The organism is Thalassobaculum fulvum (assembly GCF_014652915.1).
GTDB lineage: Bacteria > Pseudomonadota > Alphaproteobacteria > Thalassobaculales > Thalassobaculaceae > Thalassobaculum_A > Thalassobaculum_A fulvum.
In genome coordinates this window covers 245,292-258,798 of record NZ_BMZS01000009.1, presented here as the reverse complement: position 1 = coordinate 258,798, position 13,507 = coordinate 245,292, and the positions used below count along the sequence as shown (strand labels likewise).

Below are 13,507 nucleotides of genomic sequence, written 5' to 3'. Positions count from 1 at the left end.
AAGTCTCCAGCAGTCAGTCGGCGACGCCGAGGGTGATCCACTCCAGGCCGGCGGCCCGCGCCCGGTCGGGATCGAGTACCCGGTACGGATCGATCACGATCCGGCCGCGCATGGCGGCGGCGATCGCGGCCGGGTCGAGCGCCTTGTAGTCGGCCCACGGCGTCATGATGCACAGCACGTCGGCGCCGCGCAGGGTGGCGATCGGGTCGGCGCCGGCGGTCACCGGCACCGGTGCCGCCGAAGCCGGCACCACCGGGTCGTGCACCGCCACGTCGACGCCGTCGAGTTCGGCCAGCAGCGCCAGCGACGGCGAGTTCTTGGTCGAGTGGGTGTCCTGCTTGTAGGCGAGGCCGAGCACCGCGACCCTGGCCTTCGGGTCGGCGTCCAGCACCCGGGCCTTCAGGGTCCGGGCCGCCCAGCCCTTGCGCCATTGCGAGTTGGCGACCCAGGCCTTGACGATGCCGGTGTCGGTCTGGTGCGCCGCACCGAGGCGCATCACCGTCGCCAGGTCGCGCTCCAGGTTGCCGCCGGCGAGGCCGAGGCCCGGTGTGAGGTAGCTGTAGGCGCCGATCCGCCGGTCGAGCTTCAGCGACGGGGCGATCTCGGCCCAGTCGGCCCCGACGTGCTCGCAGATCTCGGCCATGGTGTTGGCGACCCCGACCGAGGCGACCAGGCACATGTTGATCGAGATCTTGGCGAGCTCGGCGCTTTCGTAGCGCATCGGCAGGATCGGGCAGCCGAACGCCTCGAGATAGGCACGGAACGGCGCCGGCAGCGGCGCCGACGGGTCGGCGCAGCCGACGATGTAGCGCTCCGGCTCCAGCGCGCGCTGCAGGGCGATGCCGAACACCAGGGTCTCGACCTGGTAGTGCAGCGGCCCGCGCACGCCCCGGATGCCGCGGGTGAAGCCCGGCGGCACCTGGCTGAGGATCACCAGGGTGGCGTCCTCGCGCAGCGCCGGGCGCACGACGTCGAGCAGCCGCTCGACCGCCGACAGGTCGCTGGCCCCGGTGTCGTCGGTCGGCACGTCGGGCGCCAGGTAGACGACGTCGGCACGCGCCAGGTCGACCGGGTCCGCGGTCACGGTCAGGCGCTGGCGGCTGGCGGCGAAGGTGGCGTCCAGGTCCGGCTCGGACACCGGCAGCTCGGCCCGCTCGAGCCGGGCGATCAGCGCCGGGTCGGGGTCGAACAGGACGGTCTCGAAGCCTTTGGCGGCGGCCGCGGTGCCGGACACCAGGCCGAGATGGGTCATGCCGCAATAGGCGATGACGGGACCAGTGGGGGATGTGCCGGTCATGCGGTTTCACCGAAGCGGTCGAAGGCCTCCTGCGCGAGGCCGCGGAGCGTGCGGTTGAGCCACAGGTCGTTGCCGATCTCGGTGCCGTGGCCCCGCTCGCAGAGCTGCTTGAAATGGGCGTACTCGGCCTCCCACGTCGGGTCGGCCTGCACCAGTGTCACCGCCTCCTCGGGCGGGCGGCCGCTGGGCAGCACGCGGGTGCGGTGGGTGAAGGTGCTGGGCCCCCACTTGCACAGCGACTCGATGTGGGCGCTGCCATTCTCTGCGAACACGTCGCAGGTGAAGTGGTTGCGCCACGACAGCATGGTCATCTCGAGCTGGACGGTCGGCCCCTCCTCGGGATCGGCGGCGACCACCACCTGGTCGAACGAACGGTTCTCGTGCCGGCGCGCGACCCGGATTCCGTACTCCCAGCGGTCGGCCTCCGGGAACCAGACCTTCAGGGTGTCCAGCAGGTGCGAGCCGAGGTCGGGCAGCACGCCCGCCCCCTGGTCCCGCCAGGCGCTCTCGCGCACCAGCCGGGCGGTACCGTTGCCGTAGAACATCCGCACGCTGTAGATCCGCCCGAGCCGGCCGGAGTGGATCAGGTCGCGCATCCGCATGTAGTGCGGTTCGAAGCGGTGATTGTAGGCGGTGACGCAGACCGCGCCGGTGGAAGCGGCGATCTCCGACAGCTCCTCCAGTATCCAGTCGTGCTCGGCGACCAGCGGCTTCTCGACCAGCACGTGCTTGCCGGCGCCGAGGAGCGCCTTCAGCAGTTCCGGCTTGGGCTCGTCCGGGGTGCAGACGACCGCCGCGTCGAACTCGTGGAACGCCACGTCCTGCAGGCGCCTGGCGGTGGCCTCCGGCGCCACCGGGTCGATCACCGCCACGACCTCGTCGCCGGCGACGGCCCTGCGCTTGCGTCCCTGCACGCCGTACCCGACGATGACGACCCGCATCTCCGCCTCGCCCCTCGGTTCCGGTCAGCCGCCGAAATTGGCGCGGCGCTCGTAGGTCTCGATCTTCTTCAGCACCATCTCCGGCTCGACCGGGATGTTGCCGTCCAACTCGCACTCGGCGGCCGCCGCCATCGCCCCCAGAATCGACGCGATCACCGGGTCGCCGGTGGTCTTGAGCGCGAGCGTGGCATAGGCCAGCAGCGCGTCGCCGGAGCCGACCGCGTCGACCACGTGGTCGGCGAAGCTGTCGACCCCGAAGAAGCTGCGCGGCTCGCCGCCGGCCTCGCGGAAGGTCATCAGGCCGCGGGCGCCGAGCTTGAGGATCAGCACCCGGCACTGCGCCTCGTCGTACAGCTTGTTGCCGAGCGGCCGGATGACCGTGTCCTGGTCGCCCAGCGAGAACCGGGCTTCCTTCTCGTTCGGGGTGATCAGGTCGAAGCCCCGGAACTCCAGAATGTTGCCCCAGCGGCTCGCGACCTGGCTGTCGGCGACCTTGAAGCGGCCAGCCGGGATCGCGTCGGTCATCTGCGGGATCGATTCCCGGCTGAATATGCCGTGCCGGAAGTCGCTGAACATCACGGCGTCCGACGGCACCTCGCGGATCGCCTTGCAGAGCTGCTTGCAGATCTGCTCCGACACCGCCCGGTTGTCGAGCGTGTCGATCTTCAGCATCCTGTAGCCGTCGGCGACGATGGCGTTCTTGTTGATGGTCGGCCGGGTCGGATCGACGATCGCGTTCAGCGTGACGCCGGCCTCGGCCAGGTCCTGGCGCACGAAGTCGGCAAGCGCATCCTCGCCGAGCACCGTCGAGAAGGTGACCTCGGCCCCGGCGGCCTTCACGTGCTTGGCCACGATGCCGGCGCCGCCGACATAGTCGCGCTTGCCCTCGTAGCGAACGCTGATGGTCGGGGTCTTGCCGCTGGCGCCGATCATCGAGGTGACGGTCAGCGAGTCGACGATGGTGTCGCCGACGACGTGCGCCCGCGCGCCGGCCAGCCCCTCGACTGCTCGCTTCAGGTCGTCGAAGCTGCGGTTCTCGCCGTCCAGCAGGTTGATCAGCTTCTCGACCGCCAGGTCAGGCGGGCCGGACTCGATGATCGCCGACGACGAGTACACGATGTCGCCCGGCGTGAAGATGACCTCGCCGCCGTAGCTCTCGACCGCCTGCTTCTCCTCCGCAGTACGCGGGTGCAGGCCGCCCTTCTGGTACTCGTAGCCCTTCACGAAGTAGTCGGGCTTGATCGTCAGGATGTTCTCGATCGGCGTCGCGTTCGGGTCGATCGTCACGTAGTCGACGGTCTCCAGCGCCGCCAGGTTCATGGCGCGCAGGCCCTCGGGCACGAACGGCCGGTGGTCCGCCTTCTTGACGTGCGCGTCGGCGGTCACGCCGACCACCAGCTTGGCGCCCTTCGAGCGGGCGTACACCAGGTGCCGGATGTGTCCGGGATGGACCAGGTCGAAGGTGCCGTGGCACATCACGATCTTGGTCTTGCGCGGCGGCGCGCCGATGATCTCGGCGATCTCGGCGGCCGATTTGATCTTGTGCTTAAAGGCGTCGTCGATCACCGCTTGTCGCCCCCTTCCTTGCCGAGATAGTCGAACCAGGTCTTGGTGGCCCGGGCGATGCTGTCCGGTGTCCACAACGGCGCCTCGCGCCAGTAGTCGAGCTGGGCCAGCATCCGGCCGACGCCCTCCTCGAACGAGACTTCCTGCTTCCAGCCGAGGTCGCGCGTGATCTTGGAGATGTCCGCCCAGGTGCAGTCGGGCTCGCCCGGCCGCTTCGGAATGTGCACCTTCTCGCCGCCCAGCAGCTCGACCAGCCGGTTGACCGACTGCGGGTTGCCGGCGCCCAGGTTCCAGGTCTCGCCGGTCCGGTCGGTCTCGGCCGCCGCCAGGAAGGCGCGGGCCACGTCGGTGACGAACAGGAAGTCGCGGGTCTGGGTGCCGTCGCCGACCACGGTGAACGGGGTGCCGGCGATCTTCTGGCGCAGGAACACGCCGAACACCGCGCCGTAGGCGCCCGAGGTCCGCGACCGCGTGCCGTAGGCGTTGAAGATCCGCACCGAGTTGACCGGCAGGCCGTACACCTGCTGCCAGTGGAACGCCGCCTGCTCGCCCTGGTACTTCGAGAGCGCGTAGGGATACTGCGGGCGGATCGGATGATCCTCGCGGGTCGGGGTGTCGGCCAGGCCGTAGCAGGACGACGAGGCCGCATAGACCAGCTTCTTCACGCCGGCGTTGCGCGACGCCTCGAGCACCCGGGCGGTGCCCTGGACGTTGACCTCCATGTATTCCAGCGGCCGCTCGATCGACGGCACGATGTCGCCGATGCCGGCGAAGTGGAACACGTAGCGCGCGCCCGCGAAGGCGTCGTCGTCGGCCGCCAGGGCCCGGATGTCGCGGAAATCGCGGACCAGGTCCGGGCTGTCGCCGTGATGGGCCAGGTTGAGCTCGCGCCCACCGGTCAGGTTGTCGATCGCCCGCACGCGATAGCCGCGCGACAGCAGCAGGTCTACCATGTGGCTGCCGATGAATCCCGCGCCGCCGGTGACGACCGCGTAAGGCTTGTCCGCCATGGGTGGCTTTCCGATCCGGGTCAGCTGGGGATGGTGTAGCCGGCCGCCTTGGCGTCGCCCTCGAACATCCGGACGGTCTCCAGGCTGAACTGGTCGAGGTCCTTGCCGAGGCCGCCGAGCTTGGCCAGCAGGTCGTTGGTGACGGTGATGATGTGGCAGCCCATGGCGTCGGCCTGGATGATGTTCAGCAGCTCGCGCGGGCTGGCCCACAGCAGCTCCGCCTTCGGCCGGGTCTTCAGGACCTCCAGGCAGGCCGACATCAGCGGCACCGGGTCGCGGCCGGTGTCGGCGACCCGGCCGGCGAACACCGACACGATCGCCGGGGTCTCGGGATCCAGCGCCTCGGCCACCGCCTCGACCTGGCCCGGGGTCATGATCGCGGTCACGTTGACCACCACGCCTGCCTTCGACAGCGCCGAGATCGGCGCGCCCATGAACTGGCCGGCGGTGTTGGTCACCGGGATCTTCACGTTGACGTTCGGCCCCCAGCCGCCGATCACCCGGCCGTGCGCGATCATCTCGTCGGGATCGTCGGCGAACACCTCGAACGAGATCGGCTTGTCGGTGATGGCGTCGAGGACCTGGCGGGCGAAGGCGGCGTAGTCGGTCACGCCGGCCTTGCGCATCAGCGTCGGATTGGTCGTCAGCCCCTTGATCCAGGGCTTGGCGGCCATCGCCTTCATTCCCTCGAGATCGGCACCGTCGGCGAAGATCTTGATCTTGAGGTCGTCGACCGATTTGACCGTCATGCTCGTCCTCCAGGTCGCCGGCCCGCGCGTTCGCGGCCCGACAGGTCAGCCGACCGCATTCTCGCGGTCGAGAATCAGGGCGGCCGCCTCCGCGACGTCGCCCGCCGTCAAGTCCGGCTCCAGCCGCTCCGGCTCGGTGTAGCCGCGCTCGATCAGCACGGTCGTGCAGCCGGCGGCCCGGCCGGCCCCCACGTCGCGCCAGCGATCGCCCACCATGTAGCTGGCCGGAAGGTCCAGGTCGAGGTCGTCGGCCGCCTGCACCAACATGCCGGGCGCCGGCTTCCGGCAACCGCAGCCTTCTCCCGAGTCGTGCGGACAGACATACACCGCATCGATCGGCATGGCCGCCTTCAGCCGGGCGTGCATGGCCTCCATGGTGGCCGAATCGACGTTGCCGCGGGCCATCTCCGGCTGGTTGGTGGCCACCACCGTCACGAAGCCGGCCGCCTTCAGGGCGGCCACCGCGGCGGGCGCCTCGGGCAGGATCGCGAACCCGTCCAGGGTCAGGGCCGCGATCGGCTTGCCGTCACGCACCTCGGTCGCGACCAGAACCCCGTCGCGGTCGAGGAAGACCGCTCGCCGCCGGGCGCTCACGACCGGGTCAGGCCCTCCCACCGGTTGGCGCGCGCCATCAGGTCCGGATGGCACACCAGGCCGTGCCAGACCACCGCCTGGAACGCCTCGGAGTGCGGCGTGATGTGGTTCGGGTCGACGGTCGGGATCACCAGCACGTGGTCCCCGACCTGCTTGGTGTAGCCGCCGTCGCGGCCGACCACGCCCAGGATCGTCAGGCCTTGCTGCTTGGCGTACTCCAGCGCCAGCACCAGGTTCGGGCTGACGTTGCGCTCGCGCGAGCCGCCGCCGACCGAGAACACCAGGATCGCGTCCTTGTCGTTCGCCCGGCTGACCTCGAGCCAGCCGGCGAACACGCTCTCCCAGCCCTCGTCGTTGGTCCGGGCGGTCAGCTCGGCGACGTTGTCGGTCGGGGCATAGGCCTCGATGCCGCACAGCTTGCGGAAGTCGTTGACCGCGTGCCCGCAGTTGGCGGCCGAGCCGCCGACCCCGAGGATGAACAGGCGCCCGCCCCGGGCCCGCAGGGCGACCAGGGCCGCGACCATCGCCTCGACCTCGGCCGGGTCGATGGTCCGGCAGATCTCGGCCGCCTGGGCCAGGTAGGTTTCAGCGTGCGACGCCATTTCGCCTCCGGCTCCCGCCCGCCCCGATCAGGCGGCGGTCAGCTTCTGCATGGTCTTGACGTTGAAGTACTTGTCGTCGGTCAGCGAGTTCGGCAGCTTGCCTTCGCGGAACGCCCGGCACAGCCCGCGCACCGCGTCCTCGACCGTCCGCTTCGGCTGGAAGCCGATCTTGTTGCGGATCTTGTCGGAGTTGACGTGGTACGAGCGGATGTCGTCGGTCGGCGTGGTGACGATGTCGATCGGCGGCCGGCCCGGGAACTCCTCCTCGACGACCTTCTTCACCACCTCGGCGATGTCGGAGATCGACATGTTCTGGTAGCCGGCGTTGAAGGTCTCGCCCTGGATCTTCTCGGCCGGCTGCGTCAGCAGGTCGACGTACAGGTCGGTGACGTCCTCGACATGGATGTTCGGACGCAGCTGGCTGCCGCCGAACACCGTGATCTTGCCGTTGTTGACCGCGTGGTTGGTCAGGATGTTGACCGACAGGTCGAGGCGCATGCGCGGGCCGTAGCCGCACACCGTCGCCGGGCGGATGGTCACGCCCACGAAGTCGTCGGAGATGTGCTTCCACAGCAGCGGCTCGCACATGCCCTTGTACTTGTTGTAGTCGGTCAGCGGGACCAGCGGGTGGTCCTCGGTGACGTCCGGCGAATCCGACACGCCGTAGACCGAGCTGGTCGAGGCGTACACGAACCGCTTCACGCCGGCCGCCTTGGAGGCGAGCACCATCGGCTCGAAGCAGTCGTAGTTGATCGACTTCGACAGGTTCGGGTCGAGGATGAAGCTCGGGTCGTTGGAGATGCAGGCCAGGTGGATGACCGCGTCGCAGCCCTTCACCGCCTCGGCGAACGCGGCGGTGTCGCGCAGGTCGCCCTTGATCGAGGTGAGCTTGGGGTTGCTCTTCGGCAGGAAGTCGTCGCCGAAGTACTGGATGTCGAACACCACGACCTCGTAACCGGCGTCGAGCAGCTTCGGCGTCAGCACGGACCCGACATAGCCGGCACCGCCGGTGACGAGGACGCGGTTGATGGTCTGATCGGTCATGACGGGATCCCGGAAATCAGCGAGCGCAAACGGTCCCCGCGGGACCGTTTCGGTGGCGGTCGTATAACGGTTTTGACCCGGCGCGGCAAGGCGCGCAACCGTCGCGGCCGGTGCCGCGCCGGTCGCTCGGGCCGTCGGTCAGGTGAAGGTGTCGATGCCGTCGATCGGCGGCATCAGCGCCGGGTCGATGGCGGTCGGCGCGACGTCGAGCGCGGCGTTCATCTGCAGCAGTTCCTCGGCGCGCTGCACGCTCTCCTCGTCCCGGATCACGAGGCCCTCGAACACGCAGTGCAGGGCCGCCCCGCTCTCCAGGAAGCGGTCGTAGATCCAGCGCCGCTTGGCCGGGTCGGACGGCAGCATGAACAGGCTGCACATCACGATGCCCTCCAGCTCGTCGAGCTTGCGGAGCATCGAGTAGAGCTGGACGTAGCAGTTGTCGAAATAATACTCGCCGACCGACAGCCGGAGCTGGGCGCCGAGCCGGGTGATGTAGTCGCGCATCACCAGGTTCTGCACGGTCGCCGGCATCCGCATGCCCTTGAACGACTGGTGGGTGACATAGCCCTGCAGGCCGGACCGTTGCCGGTTGGCCAGAGCCGGCGTAGTGGCGGTCGGGGTGGTGGTGGCCGGGGCGTCCGGTTTGGCGCCGGTGCCCATCAGAAGCCCTCCGGTGCCCGGAAGTTCATCCCGATCCGGCTCGCGACCTTCGGGGTGACCGGGGTGTAGAACCGGCCCAGGCACTTCTCGTCGCTGGCGTACGGCGTGAACAGCCCGGTCAGCCGGCAGTTCAGCGACCAGCGGCTCTCAGCGGTGTCGTTGCGCACGTTGCCGTGCAGCAGGATCGGCGAGAACACCAGGGTCTGGCCGTACTTCACCGGCACCCAGTGGAACTCGTCCTTGTAGGCCTCGAACAGGTCGAACTCGCGACCGCCGTCCTTCAGGGTGCTCATCCGCTCGCGCACCGTCCGGTTCACCTCCGGCCGCAGGATGTACATCGCCTTGGTATCGTAGACGTCGACCAGCGGTGTCCACTCGACCACCTCGTACGGGGTCTCGGCCGACCAGACGTCGGCGTGCACCGCCAGGGTCGAGGTCTCGTCGTTCGGCATCTGGACCGACAGGTTGACCTTGTTCTGCATGGCCAGTTCGTTGCCGACCACGCCCTCGACGATCGAGCGCGCCAGCGACAGGTAGGTCGGCCGGCACCAGGAATGGGCGTTCAGGCCGTTGAACACGTGCAGCCGCAGGGCGTTGATCTCGGCCACCGTGACGCGCTGGTGGATGCCGTTCAGGAAGGCGCCGTCGTCGGCCGGCAGGTCGCACTTCAGGTGCTCGCAGGCCAGCCGCACGATCTCGTGCCGCAGCGCATCCAGGGCGGCGCGGTCGTCGACGTCGCGCACGACGTAGCCGTTCGCCAGGAACTCGCGGGCGAGTTCGTCTTCCTGGGCGGTGGTGAAGCGTTCGATGAGAGCCATGGGTCGACGGGTCCGTCAGCGGTTTCGTCGGTTCGCAGACCGTCTCTAGCGCGGACCGGGGCGCCGGCCAAGGGCCGTCGGCGCATGCCGGCCTTGCGGCGATGCAACGACCGCCCCGGCGGAGCGCACCCGACTCAGCCGCCGGCGACCCGCCGGGCGGCCTCGGCGATCACCGCCGTCCAGGTGGTGCCGCGCTGCCGCAGCACCGCCAGGCTCGGGTACCAGGGCACGGTCTCGCCGTCCTCGAACCAGAACCACAGCGGATCGCGCTGCATCAGCACCAGCCCCGGCACGCCCAGCGCGCCCGCCATATGGGCGGTGACCCCCGAGATCGTCACGACCGCGTCGAGCGCGGCGATCTGCGCCGCCAGCTCGTCCAGGTCGTCGCGGATGTCGGGCGCCGGGTTGTCGAGCGGCACCGGCCGGCGCGCCGCCGCCACCTCCGCCGTCTCCTCCGGGTCCGGGTCGTACTGCAGGCTGATCCAGGTGCCGGGCGAGGCCCGCAGCAGCGGCGCCAGCTCGCCGAGCGGTATCGACTTGCGGCCGGCGGTCCGCCGGTTGCCGCTGCGCCAAGCGACGCCGATATGCGGCCCCGGCCCCAGCGCCGCAAAGCGCTCGCGCCAACGGGCGACGCGCTCGGGATCGGCCGCCAAGGCCGGGGCCCTGCGCGGTGACAGCACCGTGTCGCGCGGCAGCACCGCCGGCAGCCGGGCTGTCGAGGACTGGGCCGCCGGCCCGGCCGCCGCGATCCGCGGATCCGGCGGGTCGGCGCGCGGCACCACCGTGACCCCGGCGAGCGAGCGCCCGAGCAGGCCGGCCAGGCGCTTGTCGGCCTCCAGGACCACCGGTCCGCCGGCCTGTCGGGCCGCCGCCTCGACCAGGGTCGCGAACAGGATCTCGTCGCCGACCCCGAACTGCCCCCACAGCAGCAGCGGCCGCCCGGCCAGCGCGCTGCCGTCCCACAGCGGCGCCCCGAACAGCCGCTGCCGCGAGTCCGGCTCGGGCTCCAGCCAGCGCGCGGCATAGTCGGCGGTGCCGCCCCAGTCGCGCCGGCCGAGGCGCAGCCAGCCGCGCGCCCAGCGCGCCCGCACGTCCGCGGGGTCGATCCGCAGCGCCCGCTCCAGGTCGTCCAGGGCCGCCGGCTTGCGCCCGAGTTCGATCAGCGCCATCGCGCGGTTGACCAGGCATTCCCCGTCGCCCGGCTCGCGCGCCAGAACCCGGTCCAGCAGCTCGACCGCGGTCGCGGCGTCGCCGGACTCCTGGCGCTGGACCGCGGCGGCCCGCAGGATGCCGGTGCCGGCGTCCGGCAGCACCGCGGCACGCAGGTGATGTGCGGCCTTGCCGGTGACCGGCGACGCCAGCCCCCAGGCCCCGGCATGCGCCGGGGCCAGGACCAGGCACCGGCGCAGGGCCGGACCGGCGGACAGCACGGCCCCGCCGCGCAGCCGCGCCAGGGCCAGGCTGTACCAGGGCCGGGGATTGTCGGGGACCAGGGCGGCGATCGCGGCGAACGCCTCGGCGGCCGCCGGCCAGTCGCCGTCGCCGACGGCCCGCCGGGCGTCCCGGTCGAGCCGGGCCAGCTCCTCGGTCACGCCAGCTCCGGCGGGGCCCCGGGAAAGCCCTCGGCGATCGCCGTCGAGCTGAAGCGGGGCAGGTTGCCGGACGCCACCCGCTCGATCAGCGCGACCTGCTGCGGCAGGCACACGGTCTCCAGGTCGTAGTTCTCGACCACGTAGCCGCGGGCGGCGGCAGCGTAGCGTTCCCGCGTCTCCGGATCGTCGAGCAGGGTGCAGATCCGGTCGACCATGGCGCCGCCGTCGAAGTAGTCGACCATCGCCCCGGTCTCGCCGTCGCGCAGGACCTCCTGGACCGGCGGGGTCGCGGACGCGACCAGGCAGCACCCGGTCGACATCGACTCCAGCATCGACCAGGACAGCACGAACGGATAGGTCAGGTAGGTGTGCACACGCGAAACCCGCAGGACCCGCAGGTAGTAGTCGTACGGCACGCGGCCGAGGAAATGCACCCGGTGCGGGTCGATCCTGACCTCGGCCAGCAGCTTCTCGCGCCAGCTCCTGAAGTCCGCCGGCAGCCCGCCGTAGCTGGACTCGTCGCCACCGACCAGCACCACATGGGCCTTGGGACGGCGCTTCAGCAGTTCCGGCAACGCCCGCATGAAACGGTCGAAGCCGCGGTACGGCTCGAGGTTGCGGGACAGATAGGTGACCACCTCGTCGTCGCGGGTCAGGACCGTGCCGTTCGGGAGCGGCAGGTGCACCGCCGGATCGGGCGTGCACACCTGGGTGCGGATGCCGTCGTGGATGACCGAGATCCGCGGCCGGAACGCGGCCGGCTGCTGGCGCCACTGCCACAGCGTCGGGGTGACCGCCCAGTCCGCCGCCTCCAGGCTCAGCAGCATGTGGGCGTTGCGGGCGCGCGAGCGGCAGACGATGTCGAGATCCGGCTCGCGGTCGGACTCGAAGCCGACGTCGGCGCCGCGGCCGCGGTAGTAGTACTCGGCATAGACCAGCAGCGGCGTGTCGGGATAGACGTCCTTCAGGAACATCGCCTCGCCCCACCCCGAGTGGGCGCAGATGACGTCCGGCCGGAAACCGCCGTTCTTGAGGCTCACGGCCGCACGCACCACCGCCTGGCCGTACAGCAGGTGCTCGTCCAGGAACTTCACGTAGTGGTGGGCGTCGGTCCGCGGCTCGCGCGCCAGATCGTAGCGCACGGTCCGGACGCCCGGCATCTCGATACCCTTGCGGCGGGTCAGGAACACCACCTCGTTGCGCGGATCGGCGGCATAGTGCGCGGCCAGATGCGCATACTGGGCGGGCATGTTCTGGTGAACGAACAGGATGCGCACGGGCTCGAATCCGATCGGCGTTTAGCGGCGGCGATCTGTTTATCCGCTCGGATCGGGCGATGCAAACGGCGGTCGCTCCGTCAGCCGGCCCGGATTGCCGACGGCGTCCCGAAGCGCCGACACGACGCGGGCCACGACGTCGGCCCATTCGCCCTGGCGGTGCTGCCGGAACAGCCGCATGCTCGGATACCAGGGGGTGGCGTCGCCGTCGCGGCCCCAGCGCCAGTCGGCGACCTGCGCCAGCAGAGTCCACACCGGCTTGCCGAGCGCCCCGGCGATGTGGGCGATCGAGGTGTCGACCGTGATCACCAGGTCCATCTGGTCGACCATGGCGGCGGTGTCGCCGAAATCCTCGATGTCCTGCGCCAGGTCGACCAGGCGGTCCTCGCCCTCGATCTCGCGCCGTCCGATCAGCACCTGCAGCCCGTAGAACGCGACGCCCGGCACGTCCAGGACCCGAGCGAGTTCCGCGAACGGGATCCGCCGCATCGGGTTCAGCGGGGTGAAGGTGCTGCCGGTCCAGCACAACCCGACGCGCAGCCGACCGTCCGCCTCGACCCGGCAGCCGCCCTCGGGCGGGTCGATGTAGCGCAGCGGCGCCGGCAGGGTGTCGCGATCGATGCCGAGGCGGGCCGGCAGGCTGAGAAGCATCTCGACGCCGTCATAGCCGTGCAGCGGTCCGGACGGCCACAGCGGCGCGGTCGCCTCGACGCCCGGCGCCGAGCGAACCACCGGCTCGAGCGTCGACGGACAGGCCACGGTGACGTGCATCCCCTGTGCCGCCAGCGGCGCCACGAAGCGCAGGAACTGCACGACGTCGCCGGCGCCCTGCTCGGTGACCACCATCAGGCGGGCGCCCGGACGGACCCGCCCGTCCCAGGCCGGCAGGCCGGCGGCCGCATAGCGCGCCAGAGCCGCGCCGCGGTCGGGCCGGTGCTCGTACTCGGCGAAGCCGGCGCGGTAGCGGCCGACGGCCAGCAGGTCGAGCCCCAGCGCCAGCCGCATCTCCGGGGTGTCGGGCTGGCACAGGACGGCCCGCTGCCGGCACTGGAACGCCGGCCCGAAGGCGGCGCAGAGACGGAGCGACCGGCCGAGATTGGCCCAGATCTCGCCGGCCTCCGGCCGCAGCAGCGCGGCCCGGCGGAGATGCGGAACGGCCTCCTGCGGACCGCCCTGCCGCTGCCGGACCAGGCCGGCCTGGTTGTGCGCCCTGGGGTCTTCGGGACGATGCCGGCACAGCTGGTCGGCCCAGCGCATGGCCGCGGCGAACCGCCCCGCCGCGACCAGCTGCGGGACCAGGCGCAGGCCGTCCTCGTAGTCGATCTCCTTGCGGGCCGCGCTCACGACCGGCCCCCGCGCC

13 protein-coding genes are annotated in these 13,507 nt (G+C 70.7%); all 13 read right to left on the bottom strand.

The genetic code is table 11. From position 1 onward, the window contains the following. Nucleotides 1-13: 13 nt before the first annotated feature. Entirely contained in the window at nucleotides 14-1,297 is a 1,284-nt protein-coding gene (locus IE246_RS19350; RefSeq protein ID WP_189992709.1) for a UDP binding domain-containing protein, read from the bottom strand. Continuing rightward, complete coding sequence (locus tag IE246_RS19345; protein ID WP_189992707.1) at nucleotides 1,294-2,238, bottom strand: Gfo/Idh/MocA family protein; 945 nt, start codon at nucleotides 2,236-2,238, stop codon at nucleotides 1,294-1,296. Before IE246_RS19345 ends, IE246_RS19350 begins: the two co-directional genes overlap by 4 nt. Nucleotides 2,239-2,262: 24 nt before the next feature. Continuing rightward, complete coding sequence (locus IE246_RS19340; protein ID WP_189992705.1) at nucleotides 2,263-3,804, bottom strand: PfkB family carbohydrate kinase; 1,542 nt, start codon at nucleotides 3,802-3,804, stop codon at nucleotides 2,263-2,265. Continuing rightward, nucleotides 3,801-4,814 carry an NAD-dependent epimerase/dehydratase family protein gene (locus tag IE246_RS19335; protein ID WP_189992703.1) on the bottom strand — a complete coding sequence of 338 codons (1,014 nt, stop codon included), beginning with the start codon at nucleotides 4,812-4,814 and terminating at the stop codon, nucleotides 3,801-3,803. Before IE246_RS19335 ends, IE246_RS19340 begins: the two co-directional genes overlap by 4 nt. Before the next feature lie 20 nt (nucleotides 4,815-4,834). Then, on the bottom strand, nucleotides 4,835-5,563 hold the full coding sequence (locus IE246_RS19330; protein ID WP_189992701.1) for a transaldolase: 729 nt from the start codon (nucleotides 5,561-5,563) through the stop codon (nucleotides 4,835-4,837). 45 nt (nucleotides 5,564-5,608) lie between these two features. Further along, entirely contained in the window at nucleotides 5,609-6,157 is a 549-nt protein-coding gene (locus IE246_RS19325; RefSeq protein WP_189992699.1) for a D-glycero-alpha-D-manno-heptose-1,7-bisphosphate 7-phosphatase, read from the bottom strand. Further along, nucleotides 6,154-6,759: an SIS domain-containing protein gene (locus IE246_RS19320; protein WP_189992697.1), complete on the bottom strand. Its 606-nt coding sequence runs from the start codon at nucleotides 6,757-6,759 to the stop codon at nucleotides 6,154-6,156. The genes IE246_RS19325 and IE246_RS19320 overlap by 4 nt, the downstream gene beginning before the upstream one ends. 27 nt (nucleotides 6,760-6,786) lie before the next feature. Next, nucleotides 6,787-7,803 (bottom strand): NAD-dependent epimerase/dehydratase family protein, encoded by a 1,017-nt coding sequence (locus IE246_RS19315; RefSeq protein ID WP_189992695.1) that lies wholly within the window; start codon nucleotides 7,801-7,803, stop codon nucleotides 6,787-6,789. Between the two features lie 138 nt (nucleotides 7,804-7,941). After that, nucleotides 7,942-8,460, bottom strand: coding sequence for an LIC12192 family sporadic carbohydrate cluster protein (locus IE246_RS19310; protein ID WP_189992693.1), 519 nt, complete (start codon nucleotides 8,458-8,460; stop codon nucleotides 7,942-7,944). Further along, entirely contained in the window at nucleotides 8,460-9,278 is an 819-nt protein-coding gene (locus IE246_RS19305; protein WP_189992691.1) for a sporadic carbohydrate cluster 2OG-Fe(II) oxygenase, read from the bottom strand. Before IE246_RS19305 ends, IE246_RS19310 begins: the two co-directional genes overlap by 1 nt. A gap of 134 nt (nucleotides 9,279-9,412) precedes the next feature. Then, nucleotides 9,413-10,870, bottom strand: coding sequence for a tetratricopeptide repeat protein (locus IE246_RS19300; RefSeq protein ID WP_189992689.1), 1,458 nt, complete (start codon nucleotides 10,868-10,870; stop codon nucleotides 9,413-9,415). Beyond that, entirely contained in the window at nucleotides 10,867-12,147 is a 1,281-nt protein-coding gene (locus IE246_RS19295; protein WP_189992687.1) for a glycosyltransferase family 4 protein, read from the bottom strand. Before IE246_RS19295 ends, IE246_RS19300 begins: the two co-directional genes overlap by 4 nt. Nucleotides 12,148-12,186: 39 nt before the next feature. Next, a complete protein-coding gene (locus IE246_RS19290; protein WP_189992685.1) occupies nucleotides 12,187-13,491 on the bottom strand; it encodes a glycosyltransferase family 9 protein in 1,305 nt (434 codons plus the stop codon). Between the last annotated feature and the right edge of the window lie 16 nt (nucleotides 13,492-13,507).

Bases quoted from the DNA above. Each gene is read 5' to 3' on its own strand.
- IE246_RS19350 (WP_189992709.1), bottom strand. From the start codon at position 1,297: ATGACCGGCACATCCCCCACTGGTCCCGTCATCGCCTATTGCGGCATG.
- IE246_RS19345 (WP_189992707.1), bottom strand. From the start codon at position 2,238: ATGCGGGTCGTCATCGTCGGGTACGGCGTGCAGGGACGCAAGCGCAGG.
- IE246_RS19335 (WP_189992703.1), bottom strand. From the start codon at position 4,814: ATGGCGGACAAGCCTTACGCGGTCGTCACCGGCGGCGCGGGATTCATC.
- IE246_RS19330 (WP_189992701.1), bottom strand. From the start codon at position 5,563: ATGACGGTCAAATCGGTCGACGACCTCAAGATCAAGATCTTCGCCGAC.
- IE246_RS19320 (WP_189992697.1), bottom strand. From the start codon at position 6,759: ATGGCGTCGCACGCTGAAACCTACCTGGCCCAGGCGGCCGAGATCTGC.
- IE246_RS19315 (WP_189992695.1), bottom strand. From the start codon at position 7,803: ATGACCGATCAGACCATCAACCGCGTCCTCGTCACCGGCGGTGCCGGC.
- IE246_RS19310 (WP_189992693.1), bottom strand. From the start codon at position 8,460: ATGGGCACCGGCGCCAAACCGGACGCCCCGGCCACCACCACCCCGACC.
- IE246_RS19305 (WP_189992691.1), bottom strand. From the start codon at position 9,278: ATGGCTCTCATCGAACGCTTCACCACCGCCCAGGAAGACGAACTCGCC.